We start from the raw sequence: 17856 nt of genomic DNA, 5'->3' as shown, positions 1-17856 counted from the left end.
ACCTACTCCAGAAAATTCACCGCAGCCTGCGCGATCACCATCTCCTCATTTGTGGGGATCGTCAGAATCCGGACACGGCTGAAATCCGTGGACAGGACTGTTCCACCATCGGCATTCCTGGCGTGATCCATTTCGATCCCGATCCATCGCATTCCATCACAAACCATCTGCCGGATCTGGGCCGCGTTCTCACCAACGCCACCGGTGAAGACAAGCGCATCAATCCCTTCAAGTGCGGCGGACAGGGCGCCAAGCTCTCGCCGAATACGGAAGACGTAATAGTCGATTGCCTTTCGGGCTTCGGGCGTATCAGCGGCCAACAACGTGCGCATATCCGATGATATCCCCGACAGGCCCAGCAGGCCGGATTTTCTGTACAACATTTCGGCAATCTCTTCTGCGGTCATTCCGTCCTGCTGCAGCATATACAGCACGACACCTGGATCCAGCTGACCGCAGCGCGTGCCCATCGGCAACCCGTCAAGCGCCGAGAACCCCATGGTCGAAGCCACAGCGCGCCCACCTGAAACCGCGCACATGGATGCCCCGTTTCCAAGATGGGCGATAACCACACGGCCATCATACAGACCCGGTGCCGTTTCTTTCAGCTTGTTCGAAATGTAGTCATAGCTCAGCCCATGGAACCCATAGCGGCGAACGCCTTTGTCATAGTAGCTTTTCGGCAAGGCAAAGGTGTCGTTTACCCACGGATGGGTGCGATGAAACGCCGTGTCAAAACAGGCAACCTGAGTTGTTCCGGGGAAGGCAGCGCTGGCTGCGCGAATACCCGCAAGACTGTAGGGCTGATGCAAAGGAGCAAAGGGAATAAACCCTTCTAAAGTGTTGATGACGGTGTCATCCACGCGCACAGGCTCGGAATAGACCGTGCCCCCATGCACTACGCGATGACCTATCGCGCACACATGAATGTCAGGAAGATATTCCCGCGCCATTTCAAGAAATGCGTGGATTGCTTCATCATGGCTTTTGGTGCTCGACAGGGGACGATCTACTGATCTGCCGCCTGCCGACTGGGCCAATAGGCGTGGTGCATCACCTAAACGTTCTATTTGTCCGCGCCACCGCATGCTGGGACGGTTGTCATCAACCAGTTCGTACAGCGCGAATTTCAGTGATGAGGACCCGGCGTTCAGTGCCAGAACATGGTCAGCCATGGAGTTTGCCTTTACTTGCATATGCATGAAGCGCCGCCACCGCGCAGGACGCCAAACGCGAGTCGTCATCATCCGAACGCGAGGTCAGGATAATCGGTGCAGCAGCCCCGACCACGATCCCTGCCGCCTCGGCATGAGAGATGAATGTCAGCTGTTTCGCCACCATATTGCCTGCTTCTATGTTTGGGGCGACAAGAATGTCCGCAGCACCAGCCACCTCGGACGTAATCCCTTTGGTGCGTGCCGCATTCAGATCGACCGCGTTGTCCATAGCCAAGGGGCCGTCAACCAACCCTCCTGTGATCTGACCCCGTTCGGCCATCTTCGACAGCAAGGCGGCATCAACTGACGACGCCATGCGCGGGTTGATCGTCTCAATGGCTGAAAGCACGCCTACCTTTGGGGTCTCAATCCCGATGGAATGTGCCAGATGGATCGCATTCTGAACAATATCAGCCTTGGTTTCGAGGTCAGGGGCAATATTCACGGCCGCGTCAGTGACCATGATCGGACGCGACATCCCTGGAACATCCATAACGAATATATGTGACAGCCTTCGCCCGGTTCTCAACCCGTTTTCGCGGCGCAGAACCGCGCGCAACAGGTCATCGGTGTGCAAATGCCCCTTCATCAGTGTTTGCGCCCTGCCCTCAACCACCAGGTCAACCGCGCGATGGGCGGCGGCTTGGTGGCCATAGGCCTCGATAATTTCAAATCCGGACAGATCGGCACCCAGTGCCTCGGCTGCGGCAGCGATTTTGCCGGGATCACCCACAAGGATCGGCGTGATAATGCTGTTGCTATACCCCAGCAAAGCACCCCCCAATGAGTTTGGCTCTTCAGGTGCAACAACAGCAGTTGGCATCGGGTCAAGGGGTCTGGCTTTCGCCAGTAACGCTTCGAAATGGCGGTGGCGTTGAACGATAAGTCCCGGCACCTCGATCGAATCGAATTCCATATGCTTTGCGGGCGGCGTGACTCGGACATCTCCGCTCAGGACCAGGGTGCTGTCGCCAACACGCCGAACCTCGGCGGTGCAGATAACATCACCATCGTCGGATTTTTCTGTAACCCGAACAACTGCGGTCAACTCATCTCCGGCCAGAACGATCGCGTGAAACCGTAGATTGGCCGCTCGGGTCTGGGTTCCCGCACCCGGCAAAATATTCCCCAAGACGGCAGCCACCAGACCGGCGGTCCAAAGCGCAGGGGCCACCGCCTCGGGGTGGCCGTCGCCGTCACCATCATAGGCCGCCAGATGCAGAGGATTGTGATCCCCCGATGCCGAGGCGAAGGCGTAAAGATCGTCAACCGTGCACAATCGTGTCAGCTGGGCTTCGTCTCCGACCTCGAGCTGTGAAAAGGTTCGGTTTTCCTGGATCTTCATTTGGTCAGGCCTTTTTTCAGACGGTGCATCGGCATGCCTCGGAATTGGCGGCGGGTCGCGGAGCGGGGCATTCTCGGTCACTATTCGACCTGTGCCAAATCCTCCAGATCGGATGGCGGATCCATACCTTCGCCAATAACACGTTCACCTACCTCTAGCCGATCCTCTGCTGACGGCAATAGGCCGGACAATGTTTCAGCAGCCCAATTTAAAATGATGGTTTGTTCGACAACAGCACTGCCCGGACCCTTCGAAGGAGTACTGCTCCTGAGGTGGCTTGCCATCCACACCGTCAACCAAGAATAGTTTTCACAAATTGCGAGTTAAACTTTTGATTTAAGAACCACTTTTGACATATATACGACCCGGCCAAACACTTTGCCGCCCTCAGACCTGTTCCCACTAGCCAGTAATGCGGGGGCAAAAATGGGACGGGCATTCACATCTGCACAGGCAAAAACCTGCGGAAGCTGGTATTCAATGCGGCAGACCGGGCATTTTGGTCTGATGGCCCTGTTTGGACTACAGCGCCGCTGTCCAAACTCTGTAACGTCCCTGCCCTGTCACCTCGCGGATCAAGCCCCTCCGACTGAAACGGTCAATGTTGCGCTGAACCGCAGCGCGTGAGGCTTTAGTCAGCTCTTCCGCCAATGGGGCCGAAACCATTGGCCAGGCCGTAAACACGTCGATCAGTCTTGGTGGTGTGCGCCCGCTCAACTCTGCAGTGGTCTCTCTGGCGCGCTGCTCCCAGGCGCTGACCCGGTCCAGGTGCAGCAAGGCGGACAATACCGCCTGCCCTGTTCCCCTGATCCAGGCAGCAAGCTTTTCTGATGGTTCACCAACACCTCTCAACGCACCCGGACCCGACAGAACCAAGGGCATGAACACAGCCCCGCCCCGCCCCATCTTGGCCGCATGACGGGCGGCAATGATTGCAGCCTCGGTATCCTGTCCGATGCCTTGAGACAGGGCCCGCCAGGCATGAAAACCGATGGCGGCCTGCGTCACCGGGTGCAGCCCCTCGGAATTGCGCATGACTTCGGCAAGATCGGCGATGGCTTCGGGGACTTCGTCAATCCCCTGCGCAATACGATCTAAAAAGGCTGTCAGGCCGGTCTCCCACCCGCCATCCGATGGCGCGGCGCCGGATGTTAGCCGCCGTACGGCCCAACCCGCGCGGTACAGGGCCTGCACATCATCCCCGGTTGCACCAATCCGAAGCCCGGTCCAAAGCGCCAGCCGATCAACGCTGATCCGGTCTCCGGTCCACCATCCCAAATCGGATACATCCATCAGCGCCAGCCGGTGTGTCCACCCATCCGGGCCGGCGCGCAAACGTTCGTCCAAGGCGCCGAAACTAACTGCCAGGTCGGCCAGTTCCAACGACAGATCTGCCTGCGCCGCACGCCAGTCCCTGGGATCAAACAAAAGACTGCGGTCGACCCTTGGACCGGGCGGCAGGAAATCCTCGACAGCCTCTTCGTCAGGTGGCAGGAACCACAGATCATCCTCATCAGCGTCGTCATCATCATAGATGCTGCGCGGGCCGAGGGGGTCCTCGTCCTCATCCGGATCGGGAATGACGGGTGTGGTGGTCATGTCCTCTATATTTCTGGTATTTCCGCAGGTTCACAAGGCGTTTTTGACGCGACCTCAGCTTGCAAAGGTCGCGGTTAGAATATCCAGCTTACTTTCCAGGTCAGTCTGATCGCTGTCACCAATCAACATATAGCCATAACCGTCTTTGGACCAGGTCGCCGTCGCCAACCCGCTGAGCACTGCCTCTTTCAAATCCTTGCTTGGCGCGCCTTCACCCTGACGAATGACACAGAAGGCAAAAGGCTGGCCCTGTTCATTCGCAAAGACCACTTGAACCAACGGTTTGCCCCTGAAGGACAACACCTGCGCACGCTTCAATTCCATCCCCGGCAACGCCTCAAGAGTGTCACGTCTCAAGGACAGACCCAGCTGTGCCTCGGCCTGATCAAACTGAGTTGTCAACGCCTGTTCCGAGCTGTCCATCCCCGCGATCGTGTCCGCCGCATATAGTGATTGATAGATCGCCGCCTGCTCAGCCCACCCCATGGGCTGAGGCCTGGTTACCCAATATGTGGCCGACACAGAAATCACCGCGACAGATGCAGCTACTGCCAACAGGCGCAGAGGACCGCCACTGGTTTTTATCTCGGCATTTGGGTCAGGCAAAACCACCTGGGGCATCTCGGCCGGGACATGTTCAAACACCGCTTGTACCACCGGTGCGAATGGATCAAGCTCCATCAGGCGCGCCTCAAGCTCGGGTTCGGCCGCAACCGCAGCTTCTATCGCCTGAGCCTCGGCTTCATTCGCTTTGCCTTCCAGGTACGCTTTGAGAACTTCATCGGAAAACTTCATTTGCGACTCCGTCGAACGGCATCTGCCGCCTCATGCTGCATCACGACTTTCAGTTTTTGTCGCGCATTGGACAGCCTGCTCATGATCGTTCCTATTGGCACCTCCAGCAATGCTGCGGCCTCGCGGTAGCTATAGCCTTCGACATAGACCAGCATCACCGTTTCTCGCTGTGCTTCTGGCAACTGCATCACTTGGGTAAACACTTCGGCGGCGAATATATTCGTTTCCGAGTCCGGTCCGGATGCAATCAGCTCTGACTCTGGGGTCAACGACAGTGCCTGCGCTTTTCGGACCGAGCGGGCACGCAGCTCATTCAACCAGATTGAACGGCAGATCGTCATCAACCAACTGTCCAACCGCTCAAATGACGTGACCTGGTGGTGGCGTTCAAGCGCACGCAGGCAAGTAGCCTGCAACAGATCATCGGCCACTTCGGAAGCACCCGACAGGGCAAGCCCAAACCGCCAGACGCGCCTCGAATGCGTCTGGATCGCGCCGCGCACGGCCTGCTCGGAACTCAATTCACCGACCATAGTTTGCTTCACGACCTCTATCATTTTCACGAACCAGGTTCGCTGGGTCAGGCCTGACATACCCTGCGCGGGAAAGAAATGGAACTTATGTTGAAAAGGAAAGTACCATGCGGTCTTTGAAATTGCCCGTGATCTGATCGGAAATCCGCAGGCTCTGATCGAAACATCCTCACTAGGAACGGAGTCTACATCCAGACAGCCGGATCAAGGAGATGGGTTTAGGTCGCGAAGATACACGTACATAAAAAGTTCGACATGCAGGCTTCGGTCGATTTGATGCTTGCGATCAAGGACACGATGAAACCCCTCGTCGATCAGGGCATGTTCATGGATGAAGTCCTGGCGCAAAATCCGTTATCCGTCTTTGAGAAGTTCGCCTGGTTTCACATTCCAACCGAGCGGATGACGATGATTATCTATTGTCTGCTGGCAGAGAGCTGAAATTCTCTTGGCCGAAATCACCTCCTAGAATTTGGCCGTCGAGAATAAGGGCACAATGCGAGGCAGTTAACTGCCTCGCTCAAAACCCCACACAGCCCGCAAAAGGCGCGCTTCACAGATGATAATGGACCCGCAAGATCAGCGGAATTCGCTAGCCTGTGCCAGTTGAGGCAACGGTAGCGCAGCGAGTGTTAACCAGCCTTCTGGAGATACAAGTGTAGGGGATTTCTTCCAGGTTGCAGAGAAAGGCACCTGGCGAAGAAACGGAACAGATATTTCCTGCAATAGGTTCGAAGTCCGCTCGGAAATGTACGGTGCTTTTTACACAGATAACCGCGTAGTTCTTTGGGTCTAGTCCGATATGAGTAAAATGTGCGCGATCAAGACATTGGTTCCGTATACTTGTGACAACAAGGTCAATACTTGCCTCGTGCCCAACCAAACGTAGGGCAGCTGTCTCGCCCAGCGTAGCTATCCCACCGCCATACATTTTTCCGGTATAGCGACAAAGGCCATCACCCAAAGCCAGAACTTCAAACTCTGCTTTGACTGGAACGTGCCCAGCCAAGTTGGACTTTGCACCGACCGCAAGTTTTACCCGTGCACCTTCTCCTGCCTCATGGGCTTGTTTTGCACTTTCAGGGTCATGGAACAGACCCATTAAGACACTCTTTGTCCCGCCCTCAATCAGTGCTGCCAGCAGGCCAGTAGTATCTGATGTCCCGCCCGCACCAGCGTTGTCCTGGACATCTGCGACAACAATGGGTTTTCCCCGCCTCTCGCGACATATCGAAACCGTTTCCTCTAGAGACAACATTGAACAATCAAGATCGGCTTCGCGAGATACGAACAAATGCACGACTTCTTCCGCGGCAGCAGCAGCTTTCTGGGCTGTGGCCGCGTAGGCAAGACATGATGGGCCTGTGTCTGAGAAGTCCGCAGCGGTGAAGCCAAGGGCGATTTCTGCCAGAATTTCCTGCTTCTCAAATCTTTTCGGCAATTGATAGATCTCGCTGAATGGCTTGGAGCCCGTATGTTGCGCATGCAGAGGGATGAGGTAAGGCACCGGTTGGAAAGCCTTGTAGAGCGTTTCGCCCGCTAGCAACCGCTGCAGGACAGGAACGCATCGTGCGCCCGTTTCCGCCATATCCAAGTGGGGATAGGTTCTAAAAACAGACAAATAGTCTGCATTGTCGACCATCTCAGCCGAGATGTTGGCGTGAAGGTCCAAACTTGCGACCACTGGCACTTCGAAGCCCACAACTTCACGTACACGACGCAGAAGCTCTCCCTCACCGTCAGCGAAGCTTTCGGTGACCATTGCCCCATGGAGATCGAGATAAACGCCATCAATATCGCCCACATCCCGGATGCGATCCAACAACATCTCGCAAATTGTTTCGAATGCGTGATCGGTTACATGTGCAGACGGCTCGGCAGAACACCACAGGGTTGGTGCGACTTCAAATCCTGCTGCCGCTGCTGCTTTCGCAAAACCGGCGATAGGTAGGTTCATGCCAAACGTTTCCGATATCACCTGTGCACCGTGCAACATGCCGGGCCAGGAATCGGCCATCTCAAACTCGTGCAGACCGGCCTGCGTCACACCAAAGCAATTAGTTTCATGCTGAAAACCCGCGATCGCAATACGCTTGGTCGCCATCAAGTGTGCTCGATTTCTTGTTCGGCATGGGGTGCAGAAAAAACACTTTGGCCATTGCGGATCGTTTCAAGCACCCGCGTATCTGTCAAGCGGTCCGGATCGTGCAGTGGATTACGCGAAAGGACAACAAAGTCAGCAACTTTACCCGGTTCGACAGAACCGCGCTGCTCGTCCTTGAAGACTTGCCAAGCAGCGTCGATGGTCTGAGCGCGCAAGGCTGACAGAACGCTGATCTTCTGATCTTCACCGAGCACGCGACCAGAAACGGATTTTCGATTTACCGCACAGTGGGCCAGATGGATCGGACGCGTCGGCGTGACCGAGGCATCATTGTGGATTGTATATCGCAAGCCAAACCGTTCAGCAGACGCCGCAGGGGATATCCGCTCGGAGCGCTGCGGCCCCAAGAACGTATCGTAGTGGCGATCACCCCAAAAATGTATATGAGCCGGAAAAAAGCTGACGGTAAGTCCAAGCTGGACCATACGCTCCAACTGATCATCCCGCAGAGCCTGTCCGTGGATAATGGTGTGGCGATGATCTGGGCGGGGATGCGCAATAAGCGCCTTTTCCACCGCATCTATGAACATCTCGGCACCGGCATCACCATTGCAGTGGCAATGCATTTGCAAGCCCTTGCTATGGAGTTTTCTGACGTCGGCATCTAGCTGTTCTTGTGAGGTGTAAACCATCCCACAAGGGTGACAGGGATCGGATGGCTTGAAATACGGGGTAGACAAAAACGCGGTCTGCAACTGAAAAGCCCCGTCCGTGAACAATTTGCGCGGACCCAGTGTGAAATGCGGGTTGCCGGGCCAGTTCGTACCGATCCAATGCTCGGACAATTCGGGTTCCAGACTTCCGACAGGTAAGAGCTCAATGTCTATTCCAGGATCCAGATCCGCGGGCTGGCTGGCAAAGTGTTCCAACATGGTTTGCGACGCCCAGGCGTTTTGGGCATAGGTCACACCATAGGATAGGTATTCGTCACGACAGGCCTCAAAGCCTTGCCAGAACCTTTCGCGGTCAATCAGGAAATCAGTATCGCCCATCTCGCCCATGGCCGATAATCCTTCGATCAATCCCGTCAGGGCTCCGGTTTCAGGATCACGGCCAAAGCGGCCGCCTTCTGGATCAGGTGTTTGACAGTTTAACCCGCGCCTCTGAAGGGCAACAGAATTGGCTACGCCACAGTGCCCCGACGCATGAATAACCCAGATTGGATGACGCTGTGATACATCGTCCAGCTCAGCCCGCGTAGGCATGCGGCCTTCGCGAATGGCAGTATTATCAAACAACACCCCCATGACCCATTCACCCTCGGGCGTCTCGCCAGCCTTTTCCCGAATCCTGTTCAACGCCTGCGCCATGTGCTTGCAGTCCCCTAAAGGGGGCGACGATAAGTCGACACGGAACAGCCGTATGAACCCTGGATCCGGGAAATGCCCATGCGGGTCGATAAACGCCGGCATCAGTGTACGACCTTGAAGGTTATACTCATGTGAGTCAGCCGGCATGCGTGCGCGCAGATCTGCTTCAGCACCGACGGCCTGAATTCTTTTGCCCTCGGTCAGAACAGCCTCGGGAGAGGAGTTCTGTGCATCCATAGTCAGGATTGTGCCGTTAAAATATAGTGTGCTTGGCATTGGGTTTCCTACTACGACAGCGGGGCCAGACAACGCAGCCCGTGGCCGCCATTTACTTCCCATTCCGGAGTCTGGGTGCAGATATCCTTGGCAAAGGGACAACGCTCGCGGAACTCACAACCGGACGAGCGTTTGAGCAAACTGGGGGGCTCACCTTTAAGAGCGATCCGTTCCAACCGCGCATCCGGGTCCGGCTCTGGGTTGGCACTCAGCAGGCAGCGGGTATAGGGATGGCGCGGCTCGTTAAAGATGGCCTCGGTTGTACCTTCTTCAACCAATCGGCCCAAATACATGATGCCCATTCTGTCAGCCACATGGCGTACGACGCTAAGGTTATGCGTGATAATCACCATCGCAAGCCCCAGCCTTTCGCGCAGGTCGTTGAGCAGGTTCAGCAGCTCGCCCTGAACCGACACATCGAGACCTGCAGTGGGCTCATCCGCAAGGATCAATTTGGGTTCCAGTGCCAGTGCACGTGCCACACCCACACGCCGAGCTTGGCCACCAGATAGCTGATAAGGATAGCGGTCCGCGAAATGCGTGGGCAAGTTGACCATTTCCAACAGGCGCTTGGCTTCGGCGTCCATGTCACGGTCCTTCATGCCCTGAATGCGGTAAGGCTCGGTAATCAGACTGCGGATGGTCAGACGCGGCGACAGGCTTCCTACCGGGTCTTGAAACATCATTGCCATGTCTTTGCGCAACGGGCGCATGACACTTTCGGGTGCGCCCCGAATTTCCTGACCTTCGAAGGTGACCGAGCCATCTTGCGCAGGTGCTAGCCCGGCAATGGCGCGAATGACCGTGGTTTTACCAGACCCACTTTCACCTACCAGCGCGTAAGTCTCTCCGGGTTCTACGGTAAAGCTGACACCCGCCAGTACATTGACCGGGCCATAGCTGGTATTGAGGTCCACAACGTTCAGCAAGCTCATGATGCGACCTCCTGATGGTTCAGCCAGCACGCAGCGTGATGGCCTTCTTTCAATTGATCCAGTGGCGGCACTTCGGTGGCGCAGCGCGCCATGGCCTGATCACAACGATCCCTGAAAATGCAGCCCCCCGGCAGGTTAGCCAAGTCGGGCACTTCACCGGGAATCGTTGGCAATACACGGGCACGCTCTTTGATGTGACCAGGGTCGCATTCGATCAGTCGGCGTGTGTAAGGGTGTTTAGGATTGTGGAAAATCTCCCGCACGTCCCCGCTTTCAACAACTGCGCCAGCATACATCACAACAACCCGGTCGCAGAGTTCTGCGATCACGCCCAAATGGTGCGAGATGAACAGGATGGCACAGTGAAACTCGCGCTGCAGCTCTTGCAGGCGCTCAATGATCTGCACCTCCAGTGTCGCATCCAGTGCAGTTGTCGGCTCATCCGCAATCAAAAGATCAGGTTCGGACATCAACGCCATCGCGATGGCGATCCGCTGGCGCATCCCGCCCGAAAACTCATGCGGATATTGTTTCAGGCGCGCTTCGGGATCGGGAATGCCAACAGCGCCCAGCATTTTGGCCGCATGGGCCAGTTTGTCGGCCTTTGATTGTTTGGAGCGGTGCTGAATATCCAGCATCTGCTGTCCGATGGTCAGAACCGGATTGTGCGTTTGCATCGGGTCCTGAAAGACAATTGAAATGTCCGCCCCGCGCAGGTCACGCATCTGCCGTTCGGACGCCTGCAGTAGATCCTGCCCCTTGAACCGAACCTCTCCTTCGCGGAACCGCGTATTGGGTGCGGTCAAGCGCAGGATAGATGAGATAAGGGTGGATTTGCCGCAACCGGATTCCCCGACAATACCAACGATTTCACCCTTGTTGACGTTGAAGGTGATATCCCTCAGGGCTTTAAGGTCACCGCGGCCTGTTTCATAGTCGACGCTAAGGTGGTCGATTTCCAAAAGTGTGTCGGTCATCGCTGTTTCCTCAGTTTCGGGTCAACCACATCGCGCAGGCTTTCGCCCAGGAAGGTGAAGCCCAGCGTTGCCAGGATGATCGGCAGGCCCCCGCCCACCACCAGCCAAGGCGTCTGACGGATCAGGGAGTACCCATCCTTGAGCAAAGCCCCCCAGCTAGGGGTTGGAGGTTTCACACCCAGCCCCAAAAAGGACAGACCAGCCTCAAGCGCGATGACCGTGGGGATATCCATGGCCGCCAGCACCGCCAGAACGCCAATGATGTTGGGCAGCATATGCACACCCAGAATGCGCGCCATGCTGGCCCCCATCGACCGCTCGGCGAGAATGAACTCAGAATTGCGCAGCGTCAGTGTCTGGGTTCGCGCCACGCGTCCGTAAGTTGGGATCGAAGTCGCCATGACCACGAAAACCACCGTCTGCAGGCTGGGTCCGATCAGGGCCACAACGGCAAGCGCGAACATCACTGTCGGGAAGGAGCGGATGGTATCGAAAAACAGCATCAGAATGTTATCGAGCCATTTCGGCCCGTACCCAGCAATCATGCCCAGTGTTAGACCAATCGCCATTGCGCCAAAAACAGCAGGCAATGCCACCTTGAGCGCGACTTGCCCCCCAGCGATGACCCGCGAAAACGTATCGCGCCCTAATTGATCTGTACCCAGCAAGTGTGCGGCGGACGGTCCCTGCAAGCGGGATTTGATATCCATCGCAATCGGATCATAGGGCACGATCCAATAAGCGAAGATGGCGCAGAATACGATGACACCGACGATGATTAAACCCATAAGACCAAGCGGGTCGCGCGCGACTCCGACGATGATCTGACCAAGTTCGGAACGAGATTTTTCCATAACGCCCCCTCCTCAATGAGCCGTGCGTGCACGTGGGTCGAGCAACGCATTGATCAGATCTGCCAATGCCGTCGACACCACGAACAACGCTGTTGATACTAGGACAGAGCCCATCACAATCGGGTAGTTTCGGGTCGTAATGCTGTCGATGACCAGTTTGCCCAAACCAGGTCGGGCAAAGACGATTTCAGCGAAAACCGCCGAGCTGAGAAGAAAACCCATCCCAACACCGATTACGGTAACCACGGGCAAAATGGCGATCCGCAGCGCGTACACCATGACCACGCGACGTTCGGCGATACCAAAGGCTCGGGCCGTGCGGACATGGCTTTCACCCATAACCTCCAGCATCGACGCGCGTACCAACCGGGCAATATAGCCAACCCAACTGAGCCCGATGGCAAAGGCGGGCAGGACCAAATGGTCAAGACGGTCAAGGAAGCCTTCCCCGGCACCGATCGCGGGAAACCACTGTAGATGCACTGCAAAAACCAAAAGAGCCAAGAGCGCGACAACAAAGGCCGGAGCGGCCACAAAACTGACAGATATCGCGGCGGCAACTCGGTCGATCAACGTATTGGGATGCGCAGCCGCATAGGCGCCGAGTGCGATGCCCAGCGTAGCTGACCACAGGATCGACGCGAAAATCAGTTCCAATGTGAATGGTAGTTGCTGGAACACGATGTCAGTCACGGAACGACCCGAAAAGACATCGGTTCCTAAGTCACCCTGCAAGAGGTTTCCGTAAAAAATCAAAAGCTGTTTCCAGATTGGCTGGTCCAGCCCCAACGCTACTGTGAGTTGGGCCTGAAGCTCGGGCGTGGCGCGTGGGCCGAGCATGATTTGGACCGGATCGCCTGGCACGGCGCGGATCATCAGGAACATGACGGTGACCGCCACGAACAGGATAAGCAGCGACAGCCCGAAGCGACGGGTTGCGAATTTCAGCATGGCCAACTGGCTCCTTTTGGCTTGATGGCGTTGGTGTTGGTACGGCGAGCGTTATGCACCCGCCGCACCCCCGGTCGACCTGGGGAGATCAGGTCGCCTTGCCAAAATAGCGAAGCAGGGACAGGCCATCTGGCCGCAGCGCTGGAATGACGCGTGCGCTGTGAATAACCGGTGTCGCCTCGTGAGTGATAAAGCGATAAGCACCGCTTTCTTCCATCAGATCCTGCGCACGCTGATACATTTCAGCTCGCTTTGCGATGTCCGTTTCAGCAGCCGCAGATTCATGGATTTCGTTAAATTTCGGGCTGTTAAACCGTTCCCAGTTCCATTTCCCGATCTGTTCTGGTGTGAACCACGACGTCGCATAATACGGATCAGGCGTCATCGAGAAACGGTTCAGAACAAGCTGTAGGTTCTCATTGTCACCAGACGCCCAGAATGCCCCTGATTCCAGAACGTTAACCTCAACCGTGATTCCGATCTGTGCCAGCGTCGCCTGAATAATCTGTGCAGTTGTTGTAAAGGTCGTCTTGTTCAACGTATCGAGGGTTAGCGTGACATTGGTTTCACCGGATTCCGCGAGCAACTGCGCGGCTTTCTCGAAGTTCGCCTCAGGTGGTACAAGCGAAGATGGCCGATGGCCAGCAAGGCCCGGTGCGATGATGCCGGTAGCCGGTTCAGCAGCACCAAAATATGCGGCCTCCAGAATGCTGGGTACGTCCACCGCGTGCTGAATCGCCTGCCGCAGTTTTTGATTTTGCAGCTTTGGATGCTCAACGTTCATGCCCATCCAGACATAGTAGAGCGAGGGCTTCTCAACCAACGATCCACCATTGGGAACACCAGCGCGATAACGCTCGACCGAGCCCAGCGACACGCGGGTTACATCCAGTTCACCTGCCTCAAAAGCGATCTCGGCGGTGTTTTCATCATCGATCGGATAGATCTCGACGGTGTCCCAAGTGGGCGCGTCCCCTTTCCAGTCGGGGTTGCGCTTAAGAACAGTCTTTTCCTTGGGCGACCAGCTGTCGCGTAGGTAAGGACCGGATTCGGCAACCGGATCAGCACCGATCCGGCCACCGGCGGCTTCGACCGCTGCCTTCGAGACGATGTTGCCAGTAATATAAGGCAAGGCAATCGACCAGATCGGGGCAAACGGGCTGTTCAGAACGATTGTCCCTTCTCGGTCTCCTGTCACTTCAACATGGCTGAATGGCCCTAGGTCGGGCTTATTCGGACTGTCGGTCGTGTCGTCCACGATCCGTTCCATGCTGAATTTGACGTCTTCAGCAGTCATCGCGCCAAATCCGTTGGTGAATCCAATATCGTCACGCAATGCGAACTTGATATGGGTCGGGTCAACCTGCTCGATCATAGTTGCCGCATCCATCTGCCAGCCCCATTCCTCGCCCGGCTTGTACTGGATCAGCTTGTTGTAGATGGAGGCATGCACTTCTTCTTCAACGACACCAACGGAATGTGCTGGATCCATGTTCTGTGCATCACCATAAGCCCGCACCCGCAGAACACCGTCATCTGCTGCAAACGCGCGGTTCGCCCACCCCATCGGAAGCGCTGTAGCGGCCCCAAGCGCTGTTGCGCCTTTCAGAAACCTCCGGCGACCAACATTGGCCTTTGTCCATTCGATCTTCATAGTATCCTCCCTTAGATTAAGTCAGAGAAGTCCGCGTGGAACGGTTTCGGACCATTCCCTTGTTAGGACTTCGATTTCATTTGCGCCTTCAGTGGCGCGTAGTTTGCTGTAGAGATAGAAATTCTCGGTGTCACAGGTCATGCGGCACTCGGTCGTGATGGCGACCTGCCATTCTTCGCGCTCGAACGAAAAACTCCAAGCGGTCTCGAAATACGCGGTTGTCGGATCATCGGGGTGAATGCGGTAAAGCATGCGTACGTCGCTACCAACAATCAGATCGTGGTAGGGATCGCGCGTTTTACCATAGTCATCAAACGTCTCCAGAACCACGCAACCGCTTTCCGTCACCGTGCGTTCTGATTGCGCTGAAGGTAAACGCAACTGCTCAGCTGCCAGAACCGGATACGCCTGCGCCGGGCCGGGTTCAGAGGCTTGAATTTCATGCGCAACTTCGCGCACCGGCAGATGAAGAGCACAATCCAGCAAGTGTAAAGTTACCGTGGCCGATTGAGGTGCTGGCCAGACAATCGGCCAATAAGACGTCGACAACGCCAGTCGCAAAACGTGGCCCTCGCGCAAATGGTGCGCACATTCGTTCAGCGTGATTTCAGCCTCGTAGAGCTCACCTGGTTGCAGGACCTGCGGCGTCTCATGACTGTGGTAGTGACACAGGTTCAACGGACGATAGCTGATCCGCTGTGACACACCTTCGGGTGAAACATCACACAGCCGCGCGACAAGCTGGGCAACAGGCTGATCCACTGAAAACTGAAACTTTAGCTTTGCCCGACCCAGCAGCTCGAGCGGTGCTTGCAGCTGCGAGCTGTCAAAACAGACCGATAAGGCATCATCACCGGCCTGATCCCCTGCAAGTTCATTGTCGATACGCATGCCCGCGCAAAAATACCCGCTGTCTTCACCAACATAGCAAGGCGATGCGACAGCGACCGCACCAACCACCGGGTCCCGCGAAAACCCTCCAGGAACCAGATGCCAGACCCGTTCTGAGACATGAGGTGACGGCCATGCCGTCTCTGCAATCCAACGACCTTTCCGAGGACCGTTTTGCGCAGTCGGATTGAAGTGTTCCTGCATGTAAGTCCGATAGGCAGGCAAATCCTCGGCGCCGTTTTGTTGTCCCTTCAGCCAGCGGTCAAACCATCCAACGACTTCGGAATGAAAATCTGCGGGATCAAGCTTTGAGATGTGCGGATAGCGGTGTTCCCACGGCCCAATGATAGCTTTGGTTGGCGCCGTCAGGTTGGCTGCCAAAGCCGGAGGCGAATTGACGTAAGCATCTGCCCAGCCTGTAATCGCCAAGACAGGGGTTTGGATCGCGGTCCAATCCTCGCAAACTGAGCCGTGCTTCCAATATGGGTCGCGCGTCTGATGTCGCAGCCAATCTGCAGAAGAGAATGGGACGTTTTGCAGTCGGGCAAGCCAGTCCTGTCGCCAATCTGCTCGAAGCTCTGGATCTGCTGGGCGCGTCAGATAGGCAAACATCTGACTGCCCCAATTCATGTTGTCACTCAGCAGGCACCCACCCATGAAATGGATGTCATCGGCATATCGATCCACAGTCGAAGCGACACTGACGATGGCTTTCAGTGCAGGTGGTTGCCTGAAGGCCAGCTGCAGACCATTAAACCCGCCCCAAGATATCCCAATCATCCCGACATTGCCGTCACACCAATCCTGCGCGGCAATCCAGGCTATGACTTGCTCACCATCATGCAGTTCCTGTTCCGAGTATTCGTCGTCGAATTGCCCTTCGCTGTCCCCGGTGCCAGCTATGTCGACCCGAATACAGGCATAGCCCGCCTTTGCAAAAACCGTGTGTGTTGTTTCGTCTCTGGGCGCGGTGCCGTCACGTTTGCGATATGGCAGATATTCCAGAATGGCCGGTGTGGGGCCTGTCTCGGGCAACCAGAGGCGCGCCGCAAGCCGTCGCCCATCGGCGAGTGTGATCCATGTGTTTTCGATTGTTTCGATTGGCATCTGAAGCTTGTCTGTTACGATCTGATGCTGAAGAAGAAACCGATTTGCAGATAAATCAAATTGTGCAATCTTATGCGAGTTGACGCAGCTTGCAGTGATATAGCGTCAATACGCGAAAGGTTTTTCTTGTGCCCGAGTATTTTTCTGCCAACTTACGATCGTTGTGCGCAGAGCATGGAAACATTTCGCAGATTTGCCGCGAAATCGGCGTCAATAGACAGCAATTCAATCGCTATTTGAATGGCTCCAGCCTGCCCTCTGCCCATAACATGCGCCGCATTGCACGTCATTTCGACCTGACCGAAGCACAGCTTTTCGAGGAAACTGCAAGCTTCGAACGAATGCTAAGAGGCGTCCTGCCACAAGTTGGGAAAACGCCCACAGATGCGTTTTTGGAACCCTTCCGGGGGCAACAGAAGAACCTGAGGCGCTACATAGGTTTTTATCATTCCTATTTCTGCACGCCATCTTGGGAAGGAAAAATCTTCTGTTCATTGATCCGCATTCAGGAAGTTGAAGGGCTAATCACGATCCGGTCCCGTGAAATTGCCACGTCTCCAGACAAGAGCATGCATCAGATTTCGCGCTACGCTGGCTTTGTAACTATGCGCGGGAACAGGATATTCGTGACCGAACACGAGCTCGCGCGCGAAGGCAGCGTTTCCAATACAATCTTGTACTCGGCGCATCGCCAGCAACTGAAGTATTTGCGAGGGATGACCATGGGCGTTGCTTGGCGCCCATACCCCCATCCATACGCAGCCAAAACAATCTGGAAACGTCTGCACGAACGCGTAACTGCGCGCGAGGCGATCGCAGCTTGTGGCATTTACCCAATTCAAAGTAATAGGATTGATCCAACTGTCAGAAAGCACCTGACCGAGGTCTGAATCGCCGGATTCACATAAGCGGCAGCACCGTTCTTTAGGTGCCGACTCCAATTCCGATAGCAATTTTTCGTCCAAACTGTACGAGATCAATTCGTACCAGTTCTTCGAGACAGCACTGACAATGCCGCAAGTCTAGCTCGTGCAACGGGTAATGTTCGTCTCTGATTGCAGCGAAGAGGCGGATTATGGCCCAGGCATCACCACCGATCTGGAATACCATGTGCGCGCAGTAGCATTTGTGCTGCCTCTGCAAATATGCTGCCTGTCTGACGTCTGGCACGAAACACTGGTCAGAACTTAACCCACCGCTGCACGAAAACGCCGCCCCCGATCAAAGGGGCGGCGCAAGGTTCGTAAC

16 protein-coding genes are annotated in these 17856 nt (G+C 55.8%); 3 read left to right on the top strand and 13 right to left on the bottom strand.

Annotated features, from left to right (window positions below):
• Positions 1-2 precede the first annotated feature (2 nt).
• From AC2FJV_RS11645 to AC2FJV_RS11625, 5 genes are all read right to left on the bottom strand, one after another.
• Entirely contained in the window at positions 3-1175 is a 1173-nt protein-coding gene (locus tag AC2FJV_RS11645; protein WP_496713793.1) for an acetate/propionate family kinase, read from the bottom strand.
• Positions 1168-2562 carry a bifunctional enoyl-CoA hydratase/phosphate acetyltransferase gene (locus AC2FJV_RS11640; protein ID WP_496713792.1) on the bottom strand — a complete coding sequence of 465 codons (1395 nt, stop codon included), beginning with the start codon at positions 2560-2562 and terminating at the stop codon, positions 1168-1170. The genes AC2FJV_RS11645 and AC2FJV_RS11640 overlap by 8 nt, the downstream gene beginning before the upstream one ends.
• Positions 2563-3084: 522 nt before the next feature.
• Entirely contained in the window at positions 3085-4161 is a 1077-nt protein-coding gene (locus AC2FJV_RS11635) for a helix-turn-helix domain-containing protein (protein WP_142636109.1), read from the bottom strand.
• Between the two features lie 54 nt (positions 4162-4215).
• Complete coding sequence (locus AC2FJV_RS11630) at positions 4216-4956, bottom strand: hypothetical protein (RefSeq protein WP_282027170.1); 741 nt, start codon at positions 4954-4956, stop codon at positions 4216-4218.
• Positions 4953-5501 (bottom strand): RNA polymerase sigma factor, encoded by a 549-nt coding sequence (locus AC2FJV_RS11625; RefSeq protein WP_282021723.1) that lies wholly within the window; start codon positions 5499-5501, stop codon positions 4953-4955. The genes AC2FJV_RS11630 and AC2FJV_RS11625 overlap by 4 nt, the downstream gene beginning before the upstream one ends.
• A 285-nt stretch (positions 5502-5786) precedes the next feature.
• On the opposite strand from AC2FJV_RS11625, the gene AC2FJV_RS11620 reads away from it, so the two are divergent.
• Complete coding sequence (locus AC2FJV_RS11620; protein ID WP_282027169.1) at positions 5787-5930, top strand: hypothetical protein; 144 nt, start codon at positions 5787-5789, stop codon at positions 5928-5930.
• Positions 5931-6081: 151 nt separating this feature from the next.
• Here the strand turns inward: AC2FJV_RS11620 and AC2FJV_RS11615 are convergent, their stop codons facing one another.
• The 8 genes from AC2FJV_RS11615 to AC2FJV_RS11580 all read right to left on the bottom strand — a co-directional run bounded on the left by AC2FJV_RS11615 (position 6082) and on the right by AC2FJV_RS11580 (position 16608).
• On the bottom strand, positions 6082-7593 hold the full coding sequence (locus tag AC2FJV_RS11615; protein ID WP_496713791.1) for a M81 family metallopeptidase: 1512 nt from the start codon (positions 7591-7593) through the stop codon (positions 6082-6084).
• Positions 7593-9239: an amidohydrolase gene (locus AC2FJV_RS11610; RefSeq protein WP_281995040.1), complete on the bottom strand. Its 1647-nt coding sequence runs from the start codon at positions 9237-9239 to the stop codon at positions 7593-7595. The genes AC2FJV_RS11615 and AC2FJV_RS11610 overlap by 1 nt, the downstream gene beginning before the upstream one ends.
• 11 nt (positions 9240-9250) lie before the next feature.
• Positions 9251-10174 carry an oligopeptide/dipeptide ABC transporter ATP-binding protein gene (locus AC2FJV_RS11605; RefSeq protein WP_496713790.1) on the bottom strand — a complete coding sequence of 308 codons (924 nt, stop codon included), beginning with the start codon at positions 10172-10174 and terminating at the stop codon, positions 9251-9253.
• A complete protein-coding gene (locus tag AC2FJV_RS11600; RefSeq protein ID WP_496713789.1) occupies positions 10171-11151 on the bottom strand; it encodes an ABC transporter ATP-binding protein in 981 nt (326 codons plus the stop codon). The genes AC2FJV_RS11605 and AC2FJV_RS11600 overlap by 4 nt, the downstream gene beginning before the upstream one ends.
• A complete protein-coding gene (locus tag AC2FJV_RS11595; protein WP_496713788.1) occupies positions 11148-12005 on the bottom strand; it encodes an ABC transporter permease in 858 nt (285 codons plus the stop codon). The genes AC2FJV_RS11600 and AC2FJV_RS11595 overlap by 4 nt, the downstream gene beginning before the upstream one ends.
• 12 nt (positions 12006-12017) lie before the next feature.
• Positions 12018-12956 carry an ABC transporter permease gene (locus AC2FJV_RS11590; RefSeq protein WP_271948705.1) on the bottom strand — a complete coding sequence of 313 codons (939 nt, stop codon included), beginning with the start codon at positions 12954-12956 and terminating at the stop codon, positions 12018-12020.
• Between the two features lie 88 nt (positions 12957-13044).
• Entirely contained in the window at positions 13045-14610 is a 1566-nt protein-coding gene (locus AC2FJV_RS11585) for an ABC transporter substrate-binding protein (RefSeq protein ID WP_496713787.1), read from the bottom strand.
• A gap of 21 nt (positions 14611-14631) precedes the next feature.
• Positions 14632-16608 carry a CocE/NonD family hydrolase gene (locus AC2FJV_RS11580; protein ID WP_496713786.1) on the bottom strand — a complete coding sequence of 659 codons (1977 nt, stop codon included), beginning with the start codon at positions 16606-16608 and terminating at the stop codon, positions 14632-14634.
• Positions 16609-16736: 128 nt separating this feature from the next.
• Between AC2FJV_RS11580 and AC2FJV_RS11575 the strand changes: the two genes are divergently transcribed.
• Positions 16737-17498: a helix-turn-helix transcriptional regulator gene (locus AC2FJV_RS11575; RefSeq protein ID WP_496689447.1), complete on the top strand. Its 762-nt coding sequence runs from the start codon at positions 16737-16739 to the stop codon at positions 17496-17498.
• Between the two features lie 151 nt (positions 17499-17649).
• Positions 17650-17799: a hypothetical protein gene (locus AC2FJV_RS11570; RefSeq protein WP_496713785.1), complete on the top strand. Its 150-nt coding sequence runs from the start codon at positions 17650-17652 to the stop codon at positions 17797-17799.
• Positions 17800-17856 lie beyond the last annotated feature (57 nt).

Source organism: Ruegeria sp. CDSA241, from assembly GCF_059611265.1.
The sequence above is the reverse complement of the archived record's forward strand: the minus strand, read 5'-3'. Positions and strand labels throughout refer to the sequence as shown.

Excerpts from the sequence above, each read along its gene's own strand:
- AC2FJV_RS11645 (WP_496713793.1), bottom strand. The coding sequence starts at position 1,175 with ATGGCTGACCATGTTCTGGCACTGAACGCCGGGTCCTCATCACTGAAA.
- AC2FJV_RS11640 (WP_496713792.1), bottom strand. The coding sequence starts at position 2,562 with ATGAAGATCCAGGAAAACCGAACCTTTTCACAGCTCGAGGTCGGAGAC.
- AC2FJV_RS11635 (WP_142636109.1), bottom strand. The coding sequence starts at position 4,161 with ATGACCACCACACCCGTCATTCCCGATCCGGATGAGGACGAGGACCCC.
- AC2FJV_RS11630 (WP_282027170.1), bottom strand. The coding sequence starts at position 4,956 with ATGAAGTTTTCCGATGAAGTTCTCAAAGCGTACCTGGAAGGCAAAGCG.
- AC2FJV_RS11620 (WP_282027169.1), top strand. The coding sequence starts at position 5,787 with ATGAAACCCCTCGTCGATCAGGGCATGTTCATGGATGAAGTCCTGGCG.
- AC2FJV_RS11615 (WP_496713791.1), bottom strand. The coding sequence starts at position 7,593 with ATGGCGACCAAGCGTATTGCGATCGCGGGTTTTCAGCATGAAACTAAT.
- AC2FJV_RS11610 (WP_281995040.1), bottom strand. The coding sequence starts at position 9,239 with ATGCCAAGCACACTATATTTTAACGGCACAATCCTGACTATGGATGCA.
- AC2FJV_RS11605 (WP_496713790.1), bottom strand. The coding sequence starts at position 10,174 with ATGAGCTTGCTGAACGTTGTGGACCTCAATACCAGCTATGGCCCGGTC.
- AC2FJV_RS11600 (WP_496713789.1), bottom strand. The coding sequence starts at position 11,151 with ATGACCGACACACTTTTGGAAATCGACCACCTTAGCGTCGACTATGAA.
- AC2FJV_RS11595 (WP_496713788.1), bottom strand. The coding sequence starts at position 12,005 with ATGGAAAAATCTCGTTCCGAACTTGGTCAGATCATCGTCGGAGTCGCG.
- AC2FJV_RS11590 (WP_271948705.1), bottom strand. The coding sequence starts at position 12,956 with ATGCTGAAATTCGCAACCCGTCGCTTCGGGCTGTCGCTGCTTATCCTG.
- AC2FJV_RS11585 (WP_496713787.1), bottom strand. The coding sequence starts at position 14,610 with ATGAAGATCGAATGGACAAAGGCCAATGTTGGTCGCCGGAGGTTTCTG.
- AC2FJV_RS11580 (WP_496713786.1), bottom strand. The coding sequence starts at position 16,608 with ATGCCAATCGAAACAATCGAAAACACATGGATCACACTCGCCGATGGG.
- AC2FJV_RS11570 (WP_496713785.1), top strand. The coding sequence starts at position 17,650 with ATGTTCGTCTCTGATTGCAGCGAAGAGGCGGATTATGGCCCAGGCATC.